Origin of the sequence: Lysobacter sp. Root690 (genome assembly GCF_001427785.1) — a bacterium.
GTDB lineage: Bacteria > Pseudomonadota > Gammaproteobacteria > Xanthomonadales > Xanthomonadaceae > Lysobacter.
Map to the genome: position 1 here is coordinate 82,037 of NZ_LMHM01000013.1, position 17,211 is coordinate 99,247.

The following is a 17,211-nucleotide window of genomic DNA, read 5'->3' on the forward strand; positions in this document are numbered from 1 at the left end:
GAGCCGTCCGCTGGAGCCGACCGCGCAGACGATGCCGGCGTGCAAGAGCGAGAAGAACCGCCGCACCGAGTTGAACGTTCAGAACTAAGCGCTACCCGCGGGTTCTTCGGAACCCGCACCGCGACACTTCGAAGCCCGGCCTTGTGCCGGGCTTCGTTTTTTGGGGCCGGGATTGGGGGTTCGGGATTCGAGATTCGGCAAAAGCGAAGCAGCGCCGCTTTCGGCTTTTGCGAATCCCTAATCCCGAATCCCCAATCCCGGCCCCAAATGTTGTCCGATCCCGCCATGGCGCCTACACTGGCGCGCACTGTTCAAACGGCGTAGGAATCGTCTTCGCGCCGAATCCAGGAGAAAATCATGCGCCGAGTTATTGCCGGACTGTCGTTGATCTTGATTGCCGGCGCCTCGCAAGCGCAGAGCGCGGCCAATTGCGCGGCCCTGACCGCGTCGCGCGCGCAGCCGGTGCAGCCGACCCTGATCGCGCCGATCGCGCCGGAACTGGTCGCGCCCTCGCATCAGCTCGGCGCGCCCACCGGCGTGCTGTCGCAGGCGCTGGACGAAGCGCTGTCGGTCGACCAGGTGCTGTTGCGCATCCGCCTGGACGGCTGCAACGTCGCCAAGGCCACGCCGGCGTCGACCGGCATGCCGTCGGCCAACGATCCGGCCGCGTACAAGCCGCAGACCCAATACGACAACACGCCGTGGCGCTTCGACATGAGCCAGGGCGGCAAGCGCATGACCGCCGACGAATTCAGCGCCTGGATGAAGGCCAAGGGCGTGCGTGTGGCCAAGGGCAACGGCGCGCCCGCCGCGGCGGCCGCGCCGGCTCCGGCCGTCGATCCCGCACCGGCGCCGGCTCCGGCCGACGAGAAGAAGAAAAAGAAGTAAGCCTCGCCGCGGCGACGCGACTGCAGCGGCCGCGGGCAATGCCTGCGGCCGTTTTGTTTTGACCCGCGCCGGCTTGGTCTCGCCGCGATAAGTGGCTCGAAGCCATGCGCGGGCTTTCGGCTCATGATCGTGGCGAGGCCGGATGGTCGCCTGGGTACTTCGCGAGCGGCTCGTATCGTGCGGCGGATCTGAGTTCGCTCCGCGCTCGCGCTTAACCCACGCGATGCGTCCAGATCGCTTCGACCCGATCGCCGTAGGGTTCGTTCCTGTTGCCATGCCGCCTACGTTCCACAGCTTCCAGGACCGCGCTTGAGTACCTCATCCTCATCGCCCCGACATGGCCTGGCCCGCGTGCTGTCCAAGCAGGGCCTGTGCTCGCGCAGCGAAGCGGCGAAATGGATCGCCGCCGGGCGCGTGTCGGTCGACGGCCGTATCGTGCGCGATCCCGAGTTTCCGATCGTGCAGGGCCGGCACCGGATCGAAGTCGACGGCAACGCCGCCGATGCCGCGCCGCGTTTGTACCTGATGCTCAACAAGCCGCGCGGGCTGGTGACCACCGCCCAGGACGAACGCGGCCGCGACACCGTGTACCGCTGCCTCGACGGCGCGCGGCTGGGCGACGCGCCGTTGCCGTGGCTGGCGCCGGTCGGCCGCCTCGACAAGGCCAGCGAAGGCCTGCTGCTGTTCTGCAACGACCCGCAATGGGCCGCGCGCATCACCGATCCGGACCGCGGGCCGGACAAGACCTACCACGTGCAGATCGATGCGATCCCAGATGCCGCGCAACTGGCCGAACTGCATGCCGGCGTGAGCGTGGACGGCGAATTGCTGTGCGCGAAGTCGGCGACGCTGCTGCGCGCCGGCGAGAAGAACGCGTGGCTGCAGATCGTGCTCGACGAAGGTCGCAACCGGCAGATCCGGCGTCTGCTGGCGGCGTTCGATATCGGCGTGCTGCGGCTGGTGCGGGTCGGGATCGGCGGATTGGCGCTCGGTGAGTTGGGCAAGGGCCAGTGGCGCGAACTCAGCGCGATCGAGGTCGCTGCGTTGGTGGCTGGCGACTGATGCGCGGCCGGGTGTCGGAGGCGGCGCCAGCTCCGACGCGTTCTGATCACGCGTTTCGGACTATCCGCACTCATTGAAAGAACCGCGTCTGGGCTGAAGCTCTCTCTTGCGAGATCTCGGCCGCAGCGATTGCCGATTGGCGTCGGCATTGCGACGCCACCACAAAGCTCGAAGTCCGACTTGGATACCAGTCGCGCCCGGAATCGCCCGGTAGATTTGCGCCGTCAGGGTTGCGCGGGCGCCGCGGGCGAGGGTGCGAGCGTCCTCGCAACCACAAGGAGGTGCGCTGCCCATCGGACCGGGCCATTGCATCGGGAATATTCAAGGCAGTGCGAAGCGCGCGGTGCCCGCGTCCGCGCATGGCGCCGACGAATCGCTCATTCAAGGAGAGGCACGATGTCCCGTCGAATCAAGTACCGCGGCGCGGGTTTCCGTCAGGCCGTCAGCCTGCATGCGTTGCGCATGCTGTTGCTCTCGCTGTTGATGCTGGTCGCCCATGGCGCCGGGGCCGATCCGGTCCTGGCCGACCACGAATTGCAGACGGCCAAGGATTCCCACACCCAACTCACCGCGCTGCACGCGTTCGCCAAGTCGCAGTTGCAGGCCGGCCAACCTAGCGGTGCGGCGTTCACTTTCGCCACTGAGCAGGCCAAATCGAAGCTGTTGGCGGCCAGGCTCGCGAAGGTCGAAGGGCAGAACATCGATAGCCTGCAGCGAGGGCTGTACAGCGATGCCGTCGCTCAGCAGCAGGCGATCGATCATTCGGTGGCCGCCAGGCAACTGGCGACGGCGTTGCAAGGCCAATTCGCAACGCTGGTCGTGCAGCCGACCTCGCAGACCGAACTGGCGATCGCCGACGCGGCGATGGTGCAGTTGTCGAACCGCTTGATCCAGCTCGAACAGGCCATGATCGCTTCGCAGCAATAAGCGTCGCCTCGCAGCGACGGCGCGTCAGTCGCGCGGCCCGGCGGCGCGCCAGCGCGCCAGACGTGCATCGAGCAGGGCCGACACCACTTCGCGCGCGCGTTCGTCGCCCGGGCCGCGCGCATCGTGGCTGCAGCCTTTGCCGTGATTGCAGGCGGCGCAGGCCAGGGCGAGGTTGCGCGGGTCGTCGGCATCGTCGCCGACGCGCGCGGTTAATGCGGCGGCCGCGCGTTTGCCGAACCAGGCGCTGGGCACGACATGCTCCAGCGAGGTCGTGCCCAGGGCTTCGCCGTCCTCGCGCAGGCTCAGCGCGCGCCGGCAATGCAGGCAGCGGGTTTGCCATGCGCCGCCGTCGAACACGGCCAGCGCGTCGGTATGCACGGCCTGCAACAGGCGGCGACGCAGGGCGGCGCGCATCGGGCTAGCGCGATACGGACACGAGGCCCGCGGTGCGGGCCTGGTCGAAACCGCGGCGACGCGGCGCAACACCGGCGCGGCCGGTGCTGCGTGCGAATCGCCGCGTTCGGATCAAGCCTGGATGACCCCAAGCTCGCGGCCGATCTTGGCGAACGCGGCGATCGCGCGGTCGAGGTGTTCGCGCGTGTGCGCGGCCGACATCTGGGTGCGGATGCGCGCTTGACCCTGCGGCACCACCGGGAAGAAGAAGCCGATCGCGTAGATGCCTTCTTCGAGCAGGCGCGAAGCGAACTTCTGCGCCAGCGGCGCGTCGTACAGCATCACCGGGCTGATCGGATGCACGCCGGGCTTCACGTCGAAACCCAGCTGGGTCATCTGCTCGCGGAAGTAGGCGGTGTTCTGCGCCAGCTGATCGCGCAGGTCGCCAGCGGCCGACAACATTTCGAATGCCTTGATGCCGGCCGCGACCACGTGCGGCGGCAGCGAGTTCGAGAACAGGTACGGACGCGAACGCTGGCGCAGCAGTTCGACCACTTCCTTCTTGGCGGTAGTGAACCCGCCGAGCGCGCCGCCCATGGCCTTGCCGAGGGTGCCGGTGAAGATGTCGATCTTGTCCATCACGCCCTTGACCTCGGCCGAGCCGCGGCCGTTCGCGCCGAGGAAGCCGGTCGCGTGGCATTCGTCGATATGCACCAGCGCGCCGTACTTTTTCGCCAGCGCAGTGATTTCATCGAGCGGGGCGATGAAGCCGTCCATCGAAAACACGCCGTCGCTGGTGATCAGCTTGGTCTTGCAGCCGGCCGCGTCGGCGGCCTGCAGCTGCTTTTCCAGATCGGCCATGTCGCAGTTGGCGTAGCGGAAACGCTTGGCCTTGCACAGGCGCACGCCGTCGATGATCGAGGCGTGGTTGAGCGCATCGGAGATGATCGCGTCGTTCTCGCCGAGCAACGGTTCGAACAGACCGCCGTTGGCATCGAAGCAGGCCGCGTACAGGATCGTGTCTTGCGTACCGAAGAAATCGGCGATGGTCTTTTCCAGCTGCTTGTGCAGGTCCTGGGTGCCGCAGATGAAGCGCACCGAGGCCATGCCGAAACCATGCGTGTCGAGCGCGTCCTTCGCCGCCTGGATGATGTCCGGATGATCGGCCAGGCCCAGGTAATTGTTGGCGCAGAAGTTCAACACCGTGCGCCCGTCTTCCAGTTGAATCTCGGCCGACTGCGGGCTGGTGATCACGCGCTCGGACTTGAACAGCCCCTGCGCGCGGATTTCGTCGAGGGTGTCGGCGTAGTGTTGGGTCAGGGACATTGGTTAGAAGCCGGGATTCGAGATTAGGGTTTAGGGATTGGCAAAAGCGGGGTGGGTGAGATCGGGTGGGATCGCTTTACGAATCCCGTATCCCCAATCCCGAATCCCGCTTAGTTCCAACTAAGCACGACCTTGCCCGCCTTGCCCGCTTCCATCAGGTCGAAACCCTTCTGGAACTCGTCGATCGGCAGTTGGTGGGTGAGCACCTTGCCGAGCGGGAAACCGCTCAACACCAGTTGGGTCATCTTGTACCAGGTCTCGTACATCTTGCGGCCGTACATGCCGTGCAGGGTAAGGCCCTTGAAGATGATCTTGTCCCAGTCGGCGCCTGCGCCCTTGGGCATGATGCCGAGCATGGCGATCTTGCCGCCGTGGTACATGCAGTCGAGCATGTCGTTGAACGCGCGCGGGTTGCCGCTCATTTCCAGGCCGACGTCGAAGCCTTCCATGTGCAGGTCGGCCATCACGTCCTTGAGCGACTGATTGGCGACGTTGACCACGCGCGTGGCGCCCATGTCGGCGGCGAGCTTCAAACGGAAATCGTTGACGTCGGTGACGACCACGTTGCGCGCGCCGATGTGCTTGCAGATGCCGGCGGCGATGATGCCGATCGGGCCGGCGCCGGTGATCAGCACGTCCTCGCCCACCACGTCGAATTCCAGCGCGCAATGCGCGGCGTTACCGTAGGGATCGAAGAACGCGGCCAGTTCGCTCGGGATCTGGTCGGGGATCGGCCACAGGTTGCTGGCCGGCATGACGATGTATTCGGCGAACGCGCCGTTGCGGTTGACGCCGATGCCGACGGTGTTGGGGCACAGATGCTGACGGCCGCCGCGGCAGTTGCGGCAGTGGCCGCAGACGATGTGGCCTTCGGCCGAAACGCGTTGGCCGGGACGGTAGCCGACCACGCCGGGACCGACTTCGGCGACGCGGCCGACGAATTCGTGGCCGATCACCAGGCCGGGCTTGATCGTGCGCTGGCTCCACTCGTCCCACAGGTAGATGTGCAGGTCGGTGCCGCAGATGGCGGTCTTTTCGAGCTTGATCAGGACCTCGTTCGGACCGGGCACCGGCACCGGCACTTCTTCCAGCCAGATGCCCTTGCCGGCTTCGCGCTTGACCAGCGCTTTCATCGTTTGCGTCATTGGAGTCGATACCTAGGGGCCACGGCCAGGCCGGGCGGGAGAGAAGCGCGAATTATACGCCGCAGCTCCGCCTGGGTTGGCCCGGTCGGGTTTGCCCGCGGCGGGCGGCTTGGCCTATCGTCGCGGCTTCCTCGCCGTTCCGGAAAGTCCATGCGCCCCCGTGTGTTAGCCCTGTCCCTGGCGCTGTGCGCCACCGCCGCCCAGGCCGATGAAGGCATGTGGATGCCCTCGCAACTGCCCGACCTCGCGCGCCAGCTGCGCGCGGCCGGGTTCAAGGGCAATCCGAGCGATCTGGCCGAACTCACCCGCGCGCCGATGAACGCGGTGGTCAAGGTCGGCGGTGCGACCGGCGCCTTCGTTTCCCCCGATGGCCTGGTCCTGACCAACCACCACGTCGCCTTCGGCGTGATCCAGTACAACTCCAAGCCGGACCGCGACCTGATCGGCAACGGCTTCGTCGCCGCCGACCGCGCTGCCGAGCTGCCGGCCAATCCGGATTTCCGGGTGCTGGTCACGACCGGTTTCGACAAGGTCACCGAGCGCATCCTCGCCGGCGCGCGCGGCAAGCACGGTCGCGCTTACTACGATGCGGTCGACAGCGCGAGCAAGGCGGTGGTCGCCGAATGCGAACGCGACGCCGGCACCCGTTGCAGCGTCGCCAACATGTACTACGGCACCGACTTCTATCTGATCCGTCAGTTGGAACTGCGCGACATCCGTCTGGTGTATGCGCCGCCCGACAGCATCGGCAATTACGGTGACGAGGTCGACAACTTCGTATGGCCGCGCCACAGCGGCGATTTCACCTTGCTGCGCGCCTACGTCGGCAAGGACGGCAAGCCGGCCGACTATTCGCCCGACAACGTGCCGTATGCGCCGCCGGGGCATCTGCAGGTGTCGACCGACCCGGTGCGCGAAGGCGATTACGCGATGCTCGCCGGTTATCCGGGCGTGACCTTCCGCCATCGCATGGCCTCCGAATTCACTCAGCAGATCGAATGGCAGCTGCCGTCGCGGGTGGCGTTGTACGGCGGCCTGATCAAGACCGTCGAAGCGGCCGGCGCCAACGACGCCGAAGCGAAGGTGCGTTACGCCGCGCAGGTCGCCGGCTTCAAGAACACCCTCAAGCGCGCGCAAGGCGAACTCGACGGCCTGCGTCGCAGCGACGCGGTCAAAGTGCGCGGCGACGACGAGGCGGCGATGCTCGCGTGGCTGGACAAGCAACCCGAGGCCAAGACCATCCGCGCCGACATCGACGCCGCGCAGCAGGTGCTCGCCGCGGGCGCGGCGATGCGCGAACGCGACCAGCTGTTGACCGCGATCCGCACCCAGACCCAATTGCTCAACACCGCGCTGACTGTGCAACGCCTTGCGCTGGAACGCGGCAAGCCCGATGCGCAGCGCGAAAGCGGTTATCAGCAGCGCGACGATGCGCTGATCGCCGGCCGCTTCAAGCAGGTGCAGCGCCGCTACTGGCTGCCGGTCGAAAAGGAATTGCTGCTGTATCTGCTGAGCCAGTACAAGGCGCTGCCGAAGGCCGCGCGGGTGGCCGAGTTCGATCAGGTATTCGCTGGCGAGGATCGCGCCACGCTGCAGCGCACGCTCGATGCCTTGTACGCCGGCACCCGCCTGGGCGACGAAGCCGCGCGCCTGCAGGCGATGAGCAGCGATGCCAAACAGTTGCAGGCCAGCGACGACAGCCTGCTCAAGGCCGCGGCTACGCTGTTGCCGGCGGTGCTGCGCATCGAAGAGGAAACCAAGGCGCGCGAAGGCGAGCTGTTGCGCCTGCGTCCGGCCTATATGCGCGCCTTGATCGCGTATCGTCATTCGCAGGGCCGGGCGGTCTATCCGGATGCGAATTCGACCCTGCGGGTGAGCTACGGCAAGGTCAGCACGATGGACCCGCGCGACGGCGTGCGCTATCGGCCGCTGACCACGGTCCAGGGCATCGTCGAGAAACACACCGGGGTCAAGCCGTTCGACGCGCCGAAGGCCTTGCGCGATGCGATCTCCAAGGGCGATTTCGGCAGCACGGTCGATCCCGAACTCAAGACCCAGACGGTCGATTTCCTGACCAACCTCGACACCACCGGCGGCAATTCCGGCTCGCCGGTGCTCGACGCCAACGGCAAGCTGATCGGGCTGAACTTCGACAGCAACTGGGAAGCGGTCAGCGCCAGCTGGATGTTCGATCCGCGCTACAAGCGCGCGATCCACGTCGACATGCGCTATATGCGCTGGTTGCTGGCCAAGGTCTATCCGGCGCCGCATCTGCTCAAGGAAATGAAGCTGCCGGCGGAATGATCCGGGATTCGCGTGCGGCGCGCTCGATGTGCCGCACGCGATCTGGATAGGCCCGCCAATGCGATCGGGTCGGTCGGGGTATTTGCCGATGTTGGCGACTGTCGGCGGCAGGTCGCGGCTGCCTCGGGTCGCGACCGGCATCGCAGTAATCGGCCGATAACGACCCGCTTTCGGGCTTGCATCGACTCGTTTTTGCCGCCACGCGGCCCTCGTTCGTGGCGGCCCCGGCCCGATGGGGCTAGACTTTCACACTGTTTTTTCGCACTCAGCAGGGGAATACGATGCGCTACACCGTAATGGCCGCCGCGATCGCGGCAGGGACGCTGGCTCTGGGCGCTGCGACTACGGCACGCGCCGTCGAAGGCATGTGGGTGCCGCAGCAGCTGCCGGAAATCTCCGTGGCGCTGAAAAAGGCCGGGCTCAAGCTCAATGCCAAGCAGTTGGCCGACCTCACCGGCGACCCAATGGGCGCGGTGGTGTCGCTGGGCGGCTGCACCGCGAGTTTCGTCGCTCCGCGCGGGCTGGTGGTGACCAATCACCATTGCGCCTACGGCGCGATCCAGTTGAACTCGACCGCGCAGAAGAACCTGATGCGCGACGGTTTCAACGCCGCGACGATGGAGCAGGAAGTCTCCGCCGGCCCGTCCTCGCGCATCTACGTGCTCGACTCGATTCAGGACGTGACCGCGCAGGTCAAGGCCGTGATCGACGATGCGGTCGAGCCGATCGATCGCACCCATGCGCTGGAAGCGATCGAAAAGAAACTGATCGCCTCATGCGAAGCCGAAGCCGGTTACAGCTGCGAGCTGTACAGCTTCTTCGGCGGCGGCACCTATCGCCTGTTCCGCACGGTCGAGATCAAGGACGTGCGCCTGGTGTATGCGCCTCCGGGCAGCATCGGCAACTACGGCGGCGAAGTCGACAACTGGATGTGGCCGCGCCACACCGGCGACTTCTCGTTCTACCGCGCCTATGTCGGTAAGGATGGCAAGCCGGCCGAGTTCTCCAAGGACAACGTGCCGTACCAGCCCAAGCGCTATCTGAAACTCGCCGACAAGCCGCTGGGCGAGGGCGATTTCGTCATGGTCGCCGGTTACCCGGGCCGCACCAACCGTTATGCGCTGGCCAGCGAGTTCGATTCGACCGCGGGCTGGACCTATCCGACCATCGCCGCGCACTACAAGGCGCTGATCGAACTGGTCGGCGAAACCGCGAAGAAAGACCCGGAAATCGCGGTGAAATACGCCAGCACCGTGCGCGGCTGGCAGAACACCTCGAAGAACTACGACGGTCAGCTGGAAGGTTTCGAGCGCATCGGCGCGGCGAAGCAGAAGGACACCGACGAAGCGGCCGTGCTCGACTGGCTGCGCAAGCGCGGCGCGCAGGGCGCCGCGGCGCTGGCCGCGCACGACAAGCTGGTCGAGGTCAATCAAAGCGCGGTCGCGCACCGTCAGCGCGATCTGGTCTTCAGCCAGTTGCGCCGCGTCGGCGTGATCTCGGCGGCGGGCACGCTGTACCGCCTGTCGGTCGAACGCGCCAAGCCCGATGCCGAGCGCGAAGCCGGTTATCAGCAGCGCGATCTGCCGAGCATCAAGGGCGCGTTGGAGCAGATGGAGCGCCGCTACGACCCGCGCATGGACCGCGAACTGCAGGCCTACTGGCTGCGCGAGTACGTCAAGCTGCCGGCCGGCGAACGCATCGCCGAACTCGACCGCTGGCTCGGCGGCTCCGACGAGAAGGCGATCAAGCGCGGTCTCGACAAGCTGTCCAAGACCAAGCTCGGCAACACCAAGGAACGTCTGGCGCTGATCGACGACGATCGCGCTAGCATGGACAAGAGCAAGGATCCGGCGATCCAGCTGGCCAAGGCGCTGTTGCCGGCGGTGCTGCGGATCGAACAGGAAGCCAAGACCCGCGACGGCGAATCGCTGGCGGCGCGTCCGGTGTATCTGCAGGGCGTGATCGACTATCGCAAGAGCAAGAAGCAGTCGGTGTATCCCGACGCCAACTCGACCCTGCGCATCACCTTCGGCAACGTCAAGCCTTACACCAAGCTCGACGGCAGCAAGCAGGCGGCCTTCACCAAGCTCGAAGAGATCGCGGCCAAGGCCACCGGCCAGGATCCGTTCGATGCGCCCGACACTTTGCTCGAAGCGATCGCCGACAAGCGTTACGGCGGTCTGGCCGACAAGCGTCTGAAGTCGGTGCCGGTGAATTTCCTGTCCGACCTGGACATCACCGGCGGTAATTCCGGCTCGCCGGTGCTCGACGGCGAAGGCAAGCTGGTCGGTCTGGCGTTCGACGGCAACTGGGAATCGGTGAGTTCGAACTGGCTGTTCGATCCGACCATGACCCGGATGATCGCGGTCGATCAGCGCTATATGCGCTGGATCATGCAGGAGGTGTACCCGGCGCCGCAGTTGTTGGTCGAGCTGGGCGTGCCCGCGAAGAAGTAATCGCGGTTGCATCGTTGGATGTGCGAAACGCCAGTCGGGGAACCGGCTGGCGTTTTGTTTTATGGGGTGTTGTGGTTGCGGCGAAGAGCGAAGAGCGAAAAGCGAAAAGCGAAAAGCGAATCCCCCGCGATGGTTGTTTCGGCTGCGGAGGGTTGCGCGGGCGCGGCCCCCTTTTGCAAAGGGGGCAAGCAGTGGCGCTGCGGTAGTAACTACGGATCGACAACCAACCGCGTTAACGCATCGAAGCCGTGCTTTTCCCCCCTTCGCAAAAGAGGGGGCAGGGGGGATTCGCTTTTGCTCCAAGCACTAACGAAATTTTAGCGTTACCCCGCAAATCCCAAGCAAAACTGAGCGCAAGCTAAAACTTCGCGCGCCATTCGCATGCCGATCCGGTCGTATGCCGCTTCCGCCATGGCGTTCACAGTTTTCCCCGGGCTAGACTCGACCTCCCGCGGACCCAGGACGTTTTTGATGCGATATACGGCGCTGGCCAGAGCGATGGCCATGACAGGGACGTTGGTGTGCGGCACGGTCTGGGTCGATGCCGCGCAAGCGGTCGAAGGGCTATGGACGCCGCCGCAATTGCCCGAACTCGCCTCGCAACTCAAGCAAGCCGGTCTGCGCGCCACCCCCAAGCAACTCGGGCAATGGGCCGATCCCAAGGGCGATCCGCTCGGCGCGGTGGTGCCGCTCGGCGGCTGCACCGCGAGCTTCGTCTCGTCCAAGGGATTGCTGCTGACCAACCAGCACTGCGCGCTCGGCGCGATCAATCTCAATTCCACCCCGCAACGCAATCTGCTGCGCGACGGCTTCAAGACCGGCACCAACAACGAAGAAGTGTCGGCCGGGCCGAACGCGCGCATCTACGTGCTCGACTCGGTCCAGGACGTGACCGCGAAGGTGCAGTCCGCATTGACCGCCGCCAGCGACCCGCTCGCGCGCATCGAAGCGCTCGACGCGCTGGAAAAGCAACTGGTCGCCGACTGCGAGAAAACCCCCGGATACGGCTGCCGTCTGTACAGCTACTCCGGTGGCAACAGCTATCAATTGCAGCGCAGCATCGAGATCCGCGACCTGCGTCTGGTGTATTCGCCGCCCGACAGCATCGGCAACTTCGGCGGCGACAACGACAACTGGCTGTGGCCGCGCCACAGCGGCGATTTCGCGTTCTACCGCGCCTACGTCGGCAAGGACGGCAAGCCGGCGGCGTACGCGATCGACAATGTGCCGTATCAACCCAAGCGCTGGCTCAAAATCGCCGACAAGCCGCTGGGCGCCGGTGATTTCGTCATGGTCGCGGGTTTTCCTGCGCTGACCAACCGCTACGCGATGGCCGACGATTTCCAGGCCAACGCCGACTGGACCTATCCGACCGTCGCCGCGCATTACCGCAAGCTGGCGGCGCTGATCGAGGCCGAAGGCCGCAAGAATCCCGAGATCGCCAGCAAGTACGCGGGGACCTTGCGCGGCTGGCAGGGCGCGGCCAAGAGCTACGAAGGCCAGGTCGAAAGCTTCCGCCGCGCCAATACCGCGCAGATCAAGCGCGCCGAGGAAACCGCCTTGCTCGAATGGCTGGGCAAGAAGGGCGCGGCCGGCAGCGCCGCGGTGTCGGCGCATGCGCGTCTGGTCGAACTGGGCCAGCAGGCGCGCGCGCAGCGCGATCGCGATCTGGTGATCGGCCAGTTGTATGCGACCGGCGCGCTGGCCACCGCGATGCAGTTGTACCGATCGGCGATCGAACGCGCCAAGCCCGATAGCTTGCGCGAAAACGGCTATCGCCAGCGCGATCAGACCGCGTTCGAAAATCAGCTGCGGCAGATGGACCGGCGCTCGGATCCGCGCATGGACCGGCAATTGCAGAATTATTGGCTGCGCGAATACATCAAGCTGCCGAAGGAGCATCGGGTCGAGGCGCTGGACCGCTGGCTGGAAGGCGACGACGACAAATACATCAAGCGCGCGCTCGACCGCATCGCCAAGTCGCGTTTGAACAATCCCGATCAACGCACCAACTGGCTGCGCGCCGATCGTCTCGCGTTCGAGCAAGGCAAGGACGGCGCGAAGGACGGCGCGATCGGGTTCGCGGTCGCGGTGATGCCGACCGTGTTGCAGATGGAGCAGGAAATCCGCAGCCGCGCCGGCGAAACCCTGGCGGTGCGGCCGGTGTATCTCAAGGCGCTGGCCGATTACCGCAAGAGCGCGGGGCAGGTCGCCTACCCCGACGCCAACGGCTCGCTGCGGGTCGGTTACGGCACGGTCACGCCATACACCAAGGACAACGGCGCGCGGCAATTGCCGTTCACTCGCGTGGAGGAAATCGTCGCGCGCAACAGCGGCGCAGCGCCGTTCAACGCGCCGTCGGCGCTGCTCAATGCGGTGTCGGCCAAGCGTTACGGCGGCGCGCTGGTGGACAAGCGGCTGGAATCGGTGCCGGTGAATTTCCTCTCGGACCTGGACATCAGCGGCGGCAATTCCGGATCGCCGGTGCTCGATGCGCAGGGCAAGCTGGTCGGCCTGGTGTTCGACAGCAACTGGGAATCGGTGAGCGCGAGCTGGCTGTTCGATCCGGCGTTGACCCGGACGATCTCGGTCGATCAGCGCTACATGCGCTGGATCTTGCAGGAAGTGTTTCCGGCGCCGCGGCTGCTGGCCGAGATGGGTGTGCCGGCGTCGGGGAAGTGATCGCTTCGGTGTCGCGAAACGACGTTGCTTGAGCTTGCGTCGCCGGCGCAGTACCAGATGGTTTTGCGCGAAAAATCGCGCGGGTTGCGTTGCATTTCACAGCAAAAAACAACGGGCCGGCAATGCCGGCCCGTCGCTTATCGCATCGGCGCATGATGCCGCGCCGGACACCGCATCAGTCGCGCGGCGGCGGGCAGATCATATGGCCGGCGCTGTAGTTGGCGGTGCGCACGCCCGACTCGGTGTACACGCCCGTGCAGCTCAGCTGAGCGTGGCCGACTTCGTTGCCGTTGGCGTCGAAGTAGAAGTAGAACTCGCCGATTTCGTCCGGACCCGGCGGGCGGGCGAGGGCGACGGTGGCGACGAGGGCGGCGGCGAGGCCGAAGCCGAGGGCAAGGGATTTACGCATGACGAAACTCCTGGTGTGGCGAAGCGAAGGATGGACGTCCGTTGCGACGCGAATCGCCGCGCGGACGGTGGCGGATCCCTCGAAGGTGCGGCGCGATTCGCGATTGACGTCGCTCACGTCAGGCGGGCCGTGCCATGCGCCGATCGCTGGATCGGTACTGCGGATAACGCGTTGCTGACGGTGGATGCGCGGACGGACGACGCGAATGGATCGGTTCGGCGATCGCACGCTGCCGCATGCACCGTTGAAGCAACTGCACGATCGGATCGACGAACGCCGTGCTCACCAACGTGGCCAGCGCGCTTGCCGATCCGCGAGGATCACGGCTCCGGATCGCAGATGTAGTAACCGACGCCGTAATTCTTGGTTGCCTTGCCCCAGAACTCGGGCGTGCCGTCGCAGTGGATCGAGGATTGCCCGACCACCGAACCGTTGGCGTCGTAGTAGGTATAGATCTGGCCCGGACCGGTGGGACCGATCGCGGCGACCGCGGCGCCGACCGCGGCGAGCGCCGCGAAGCCGAGCGCCAGAGCGAGTTTCTTGCGCATGATGAGATTCTCTCTTCGTGTGCCGGCAGACGCCGGCGCGTCGAAGCTAGGACGCAGTTCGCGATTACTCAACGTGACAAGTAACACCTTTGTGTAGCTTTGTGATGGGGGTCGGATTGGATACGGGAATTGGGAATCGGGAATCGGGAATCGTCAGAGCAGGAGCATCGGATTGCCGATCAGCGCGATTGCTTCGGCCGCTCGCCTTTGCTTTTGAACCGATTCCCCATTCCCGATTCCCCATTCCCGCGGGTGCTTGCAAAGCAAGCGCCCGCTACCGTAGGCTGCGCGGGCAGTCGCGGATTCCCATGCCAGCCGGCCCCGTCTCCCGACCCGTGTCAGATGCCGCTTCCACGCGGCGCCGCTTTCGGCGGATTCGTCCCTGTTCAGGGCTGTAATCCGAACCAGAAGCGATTCATCTACCCGTAGTGCCGGCTCGCAGTGTCTCCCGTCTGTCCCTCACGACTTGGAGCTTGCGATGAAAGTACTGGCCTGCGATGGCATTCATGAAGACGGTCTGGCCCTGTTCCGCGATGCGGGCTGGGACGTCGTCGTGTCCGATCCGATCAAGGAACCCGCCGCGCTGGCCGCCGCGCTCAAGGGCGTGGACGCGATCCTGGTGCGCTCGGCGACCAAGGTCCCGGCCGAGGCTCTGGCCGATGCCGGCCAGTTGCGGGTGATCGGCCGCGCCGGCGCCGGCGTCGACACCATCGACGTGGACGCCGCGACCGAGCGCGGCATCGCGGTGATGAATGCGCCCGACGGCAACACCCTGGCCGCGGCCGAACACGCGATCTCGCTGCTGTTCGCGCTGGCCCGCCACATCCCGCGCGCCGACGCCGGCATGAAGGCCGGCGAATGGCCGAAGGCCGGGCTTACCGGGTTCGAACTCGAAGGCAAGCGCCTCGGCGTGATCGGCCTAGGCCGCATCGGCGGCACGGTCGCGCGCAAGGCGCAGGGCATCGGCATGGAAGTCGCTGCGCACGACCCGTTCCTGCCCGCGTCGGCCGCCGGCAAGGGCAGCGTGCCGCTGAAGACGCTCGACGAACTGCTGGCCTGGGCCGACGTGGTGACGCTGCACATCCCGCGCACCAAGGAAACCACCAACCTGCTGTCGGAAGCCAGCATGCGCACGATGAAGAAGGGCGCGTACCTGATCAACGCCGCGCGCGGCGGTCTGGTCGACGAAGCCGCGTTGCTGACGCTGATCGAAGAAGGCCATATCGCCGGCGCCGCGCTCGACACCTTCGTCACCGAACCGCTGCCCGCCGATTCGGCGCTGCGCGCGAATCCGAAATTGATCCTGACCCCGCACCTGGGCGCGTCGACCAGCGAAGCGCAGCAGGCGGTCAGCACCATCCTCGCCCGCCAGATCATCGACTTCGTCGCCACCGGCGCGGTCGCCGGCTGCGTCAACCTGCCGCCGCTGACCGCCGAAGCCGCGCGCGAAGTCGGCCCGTGGATGCCGCTGATGTCTTCGCTCGGCCGCCTCGCCGCGCGCCTGGTGCCGGCGCCGACGCGCCTGGAAATCACCTATGCCGGCCGCACCGAGGCGCTGGATACGCGACCGTTGTCGCGCTTGTTGGTGGCTGCGTTGCTCGGTACCGCGTCGGGTCGGGTCACGCCGGTCAACGCCTTGCAGGAAGCCGCCGCGCGCGGCCTGGTGGTGTCGGAAACCCTTGGCGGCGACGGCGACGGTTTCGATCGCCTGCTGCGCTTGCGCGTGGTCGGCGAGAACCGCACCCGCGAAATCGAGGCGACCTTGCATCGCGGTCCGCGCGTGGTCCGGCTGGACGGCGTGGAAATCGAATTCGATCCGCAGGCGCACGTGCTGCTGCTGCGCAACGAAGACCGTCCCGGCATGATCGGCGTGGTCGGTTCGACCCTCGGCGCGGCCGGCGTCAACATCGTGAATTTCGCCCTCGGCGCGGCCGGCGACGGCCAGGCGCGCGCGGCGATCACGGTCGATCGTCCGGTCAACGACGAACAACTCGCCGCCTTGCGCGCGACCCCCGGCATCCTCTCGCTGGCGCAGGTGTAAGCATGCGCATCTTGCTAGCCCGCCACGGCGAAACCCCGTGGAATGCCGAAGGCCGCTACCAGGGCCAGGAAGACATCGCGTTGTCGCCGGTCGGCGAAACCCAGGCGCGCGCGCTCGGCGCGCGCCTGCGCGAGGTGTCGATCACCCGCGCGGTGGCCTCGCCGCTGTCGCGCGCGCGCTACACCGCGCAACTCGCGCTTGGCGAGGAACGCGCGTCGATGCTCAAGCTCGACCCTGGCCTGATGGAAATCGCCCATGGCACCTGGGAAGGCCTGCTCGCCAGCGAAATCCGCGAACGCGACGGCGACCGTCTGCGCGCCTGGCGCGATACCCCGCATGAAGTGCTGATGCCCGGTGGCGAATCGATCGTGAATGTGCTCGACCGCGCCTGGCCGGCGTTCGCGCGCGCTTGCGAAGGTTTGCAGGCCGACGACACTTTGCTGGTGGTCGCGCACGACGCGGTCAACCGGGTGCTGTTGTGTCGCGTGTTGGGGATTCCGCTGTCGAAGCTGTGGACGTTCCGGCAGGCGCCGACGACGTTGAATCTGCTCGAGGGTGATGATGTGGATCATCTGGAAGTGGTTCGGCTCAACGATTGCAGCCATCACACGGCGTTGTTCGGGGAGGCGGTGCATCGGGCGTTGTAGTCGGATGGCGGCGCGCGCGGATAGGTGTCGTGCGCCGTCGATGAAGCACGAAGCAACGTGCGACTTCGCAGCTCCTGTAGGAGCGACGCAAGTCGCGACCGCGACATCTCAAACACGTCGAGACCTACGCCGTAGTTGTGTTTTCGCGGTCGCGGCTTGCGCCGCTCCTACAGACAGGCCATGCAGCTTTTGCTTGCGCTTGAAGTCGCGCAGTTCATCCAGCGCTGCGAGGCTTGTAACTCGCGTTAGCAAACGCACACCCGAAGGGCGACGCGCAGGGATGCGCGTCGCGCGCCACCGGGACATGGATGTCCCGTGTGGCGCGTGCCCGCGTCTGCAACGGTCTTGCGGGCACTTGATTCACAAAAAAGCATTTTTCTTTG

The 17,211-nt window shown here is 66.0% G+C and carries 13 protein-coding genes; 8 read left to right on the top strand and 5 right to left on the bottom strand.

Annotated features, from left to right (window positions below):
- The first annotated feature begins 357 nt into the window (after positions 1 to 357).
- The 3 genes from ASD86_RS12360 to ASD86_RS12370 all read left to right on the top strand — a co-directional run bounded on the left by ASD86_RS12360 (position 358) and on the right by ASD86_RS12370 (position 2,877).
- Positions 358 to 888, top strand: a complete 531-nt coding sequence (locus tag ASD86_RS12360; protein ID WP_157476564.1) for a hypothetical protein — start codon at positions 358 to 360, stop codon at positions 886 to 888.
- A 309-nt stretch (positions 889 to 1,197) separates the two neighbouring features.
- Entirely contained in the window at positions 1,198 to 1,950 is a 753-nt protein-coding gene (locus tag ASD86_RS12365; RefSeq protein ID WP_056110846.1) for a pseudouridine synthase, read from the top strand.
- 396 nt (positions 1,951 to 2,346) lie between these two features.
- Positions 2,347 to 2,877, top strand: a complete 531-nt coding sequence (locus tag ASD86_RS12370; RefSeq protein WP_056110848.1) for a hypothetical protein — start codon at positions 2,347 to 2,349, stop codon at positions 2,875 to 2,877.
- Between the two features lie 24 nt (positions 2,878 to 2,901).
- On the opposite strand, the gene ASD86_RS12375 is transcribed toward ASD86_RS12370, so the two are convergent.
- From ASD86_RS12375 to tdh, 3 genes are all read right to left on the bottom strand, one after another.
- Entirely contained in the window at positions 2,902 to 3,291 is a 390-nt protein-coding gene (locus ASD86_RS12375) for a hypothetical protein (RefSeq protein WP_056110850.1), read from the bottom strand.
- A gap of 111 nt (positions 3,292 to 3,402) precedes the next feature.
- The gene (gene kbl / locus ASD86_RS12380; protein WP_056110852.1) at positions 3,403 to 4,596 is read right to left on the bottom strand and encodes a glycine C-acetyltransferase; all 1,194 of its coding nucleotides are present in this window, start codon (positions 4,594 to 4,596) and stop codon (positions 3,403 to 3,405) included.
- A gap of 110 nt (positions 4,597 to 4,706) precedes the next feature.
- Positions 4,707 to 5,741 carry an L-threonine 3-dehydrogenase gene (tdh, locus tag ASD86_RS12385; protein ID WP_200957249.1) on the bottom strand — a complete coding sequence of 345 codons (1,035 nt, stop codon included), beginning with the start codon at positions 5,739 to 5,741 and terminating at the stop codon, positions 4,707 to 4,709.
- 150 nt (positions 5,742 to 5,891) lie between these two features.
- On the opposite strand from tdh, the gene ASD86_RS12390 reads away from it, so the two are divergent.
- The 3 genes from ASD86_RS12390 to ASD86_RS12405 all read left to right on the top strand — a co-directional run bounded on the left by ASD86_RS12390 (position 5,892) and on the right by ASD86_RS12405 (position 13,183).
- The gene (locus tag ASD86_RS12390; protein ID WP_056110856.1) at positions 5,892 to 8,045 is read left to right on the top strand and encodes a S46 family peptidase; all 2,154 of its coding nucleotides are present in this window, start codon (positions 5,892 to 5,894) and stop codon (positions 8,043 to 8,045) included.
- Positions 8,046 to 8,326: 281 nt separating this feature from the next.
- Positions 8,327 to 10,501, top strand: coding sequence for a S46 family peptidase (locus ASD86_RS12395; protein WP_056110858.1), 2,175 nt, complete (start codon positions 8,327 to 8,329; stop codon positions 10,499 to 10,501).
- A gap of 504 nt (positions 10,502 to 11,005) precedes the next feature.
- The gene (locus ASD86_RS12405) at positions 11,006 to 13,183 is read left to right on the top strand and encodes a S46 family peptidase (protein ID WP_235567745.1); all 2,178 of its coding nucleotides are present in this window, start codon (positions 11,006 to 11,008) and stop codon (positions 13,181 to 13,183) included.
- 175 nt (positions 13,184 to 13,358) lie between these two features.
- Here ASD86_RS12405 and ASD86_RS12410 read toward each other — a convergent pair whose 3' ends face one another.
- Both ASD86_RS12410 and ASD86_RS12415 read right to left on the bottom strand, forming a co-directional pair.
- Positions 13,359 to 13,709: a DUF6289 family protein gene (locus ASD86_RS12410; protein ID WP_056110864.1), complete on the bottom strand. Its 351-nt coding sequence runs from the start codon at positions 13,707 to 13,709 to the stop codon at positions 13,359 to 13,361.
- Positions 13,710 to 13,912: 203 nt separating this feature from the next.
- A complete protein-coding gene (locus ASD86_RS12415) occupies positions 13,913 to 14,140 on the bottom strand; it encodes a DUF6289 family protein (RefSeq protein ID WP_056110865.1) in 228 nt (75 codons plus the stop codon).
- A 478-nt stretch (positions 14,141 to 14,618) separates the two neighbouring features.
- Between ASD86_RS12415 and serA the strand changes: the two genes are divergently transcribed.
- Both serA and ASD86_RS12425 read left to right on the top strand, forming a co-directional pair.
- Entirely contained in the window at positions 14,619 to 16,181 is a 1,563-nt protein-coding gene (serA, locus tag ASD86_RS12420; protein ID WP_056110868.1) for a phosphoglycerate dehydrogenase, read from the top strand.
- 2 nt (positions 16,182 to 16,183) lie between these two features.
- A complete protein-coding gene (locus ASD86_RS12425) occupies positions 16,184 to 16,828 on the top strand; it encodes a histidine phosphatase family protein (protein ID WP_056110869.1) in 645 nt (214 codons plus the stop codon).
- Positions 16,829 to 17,211 lie beyond the last annotated feature (383 nt).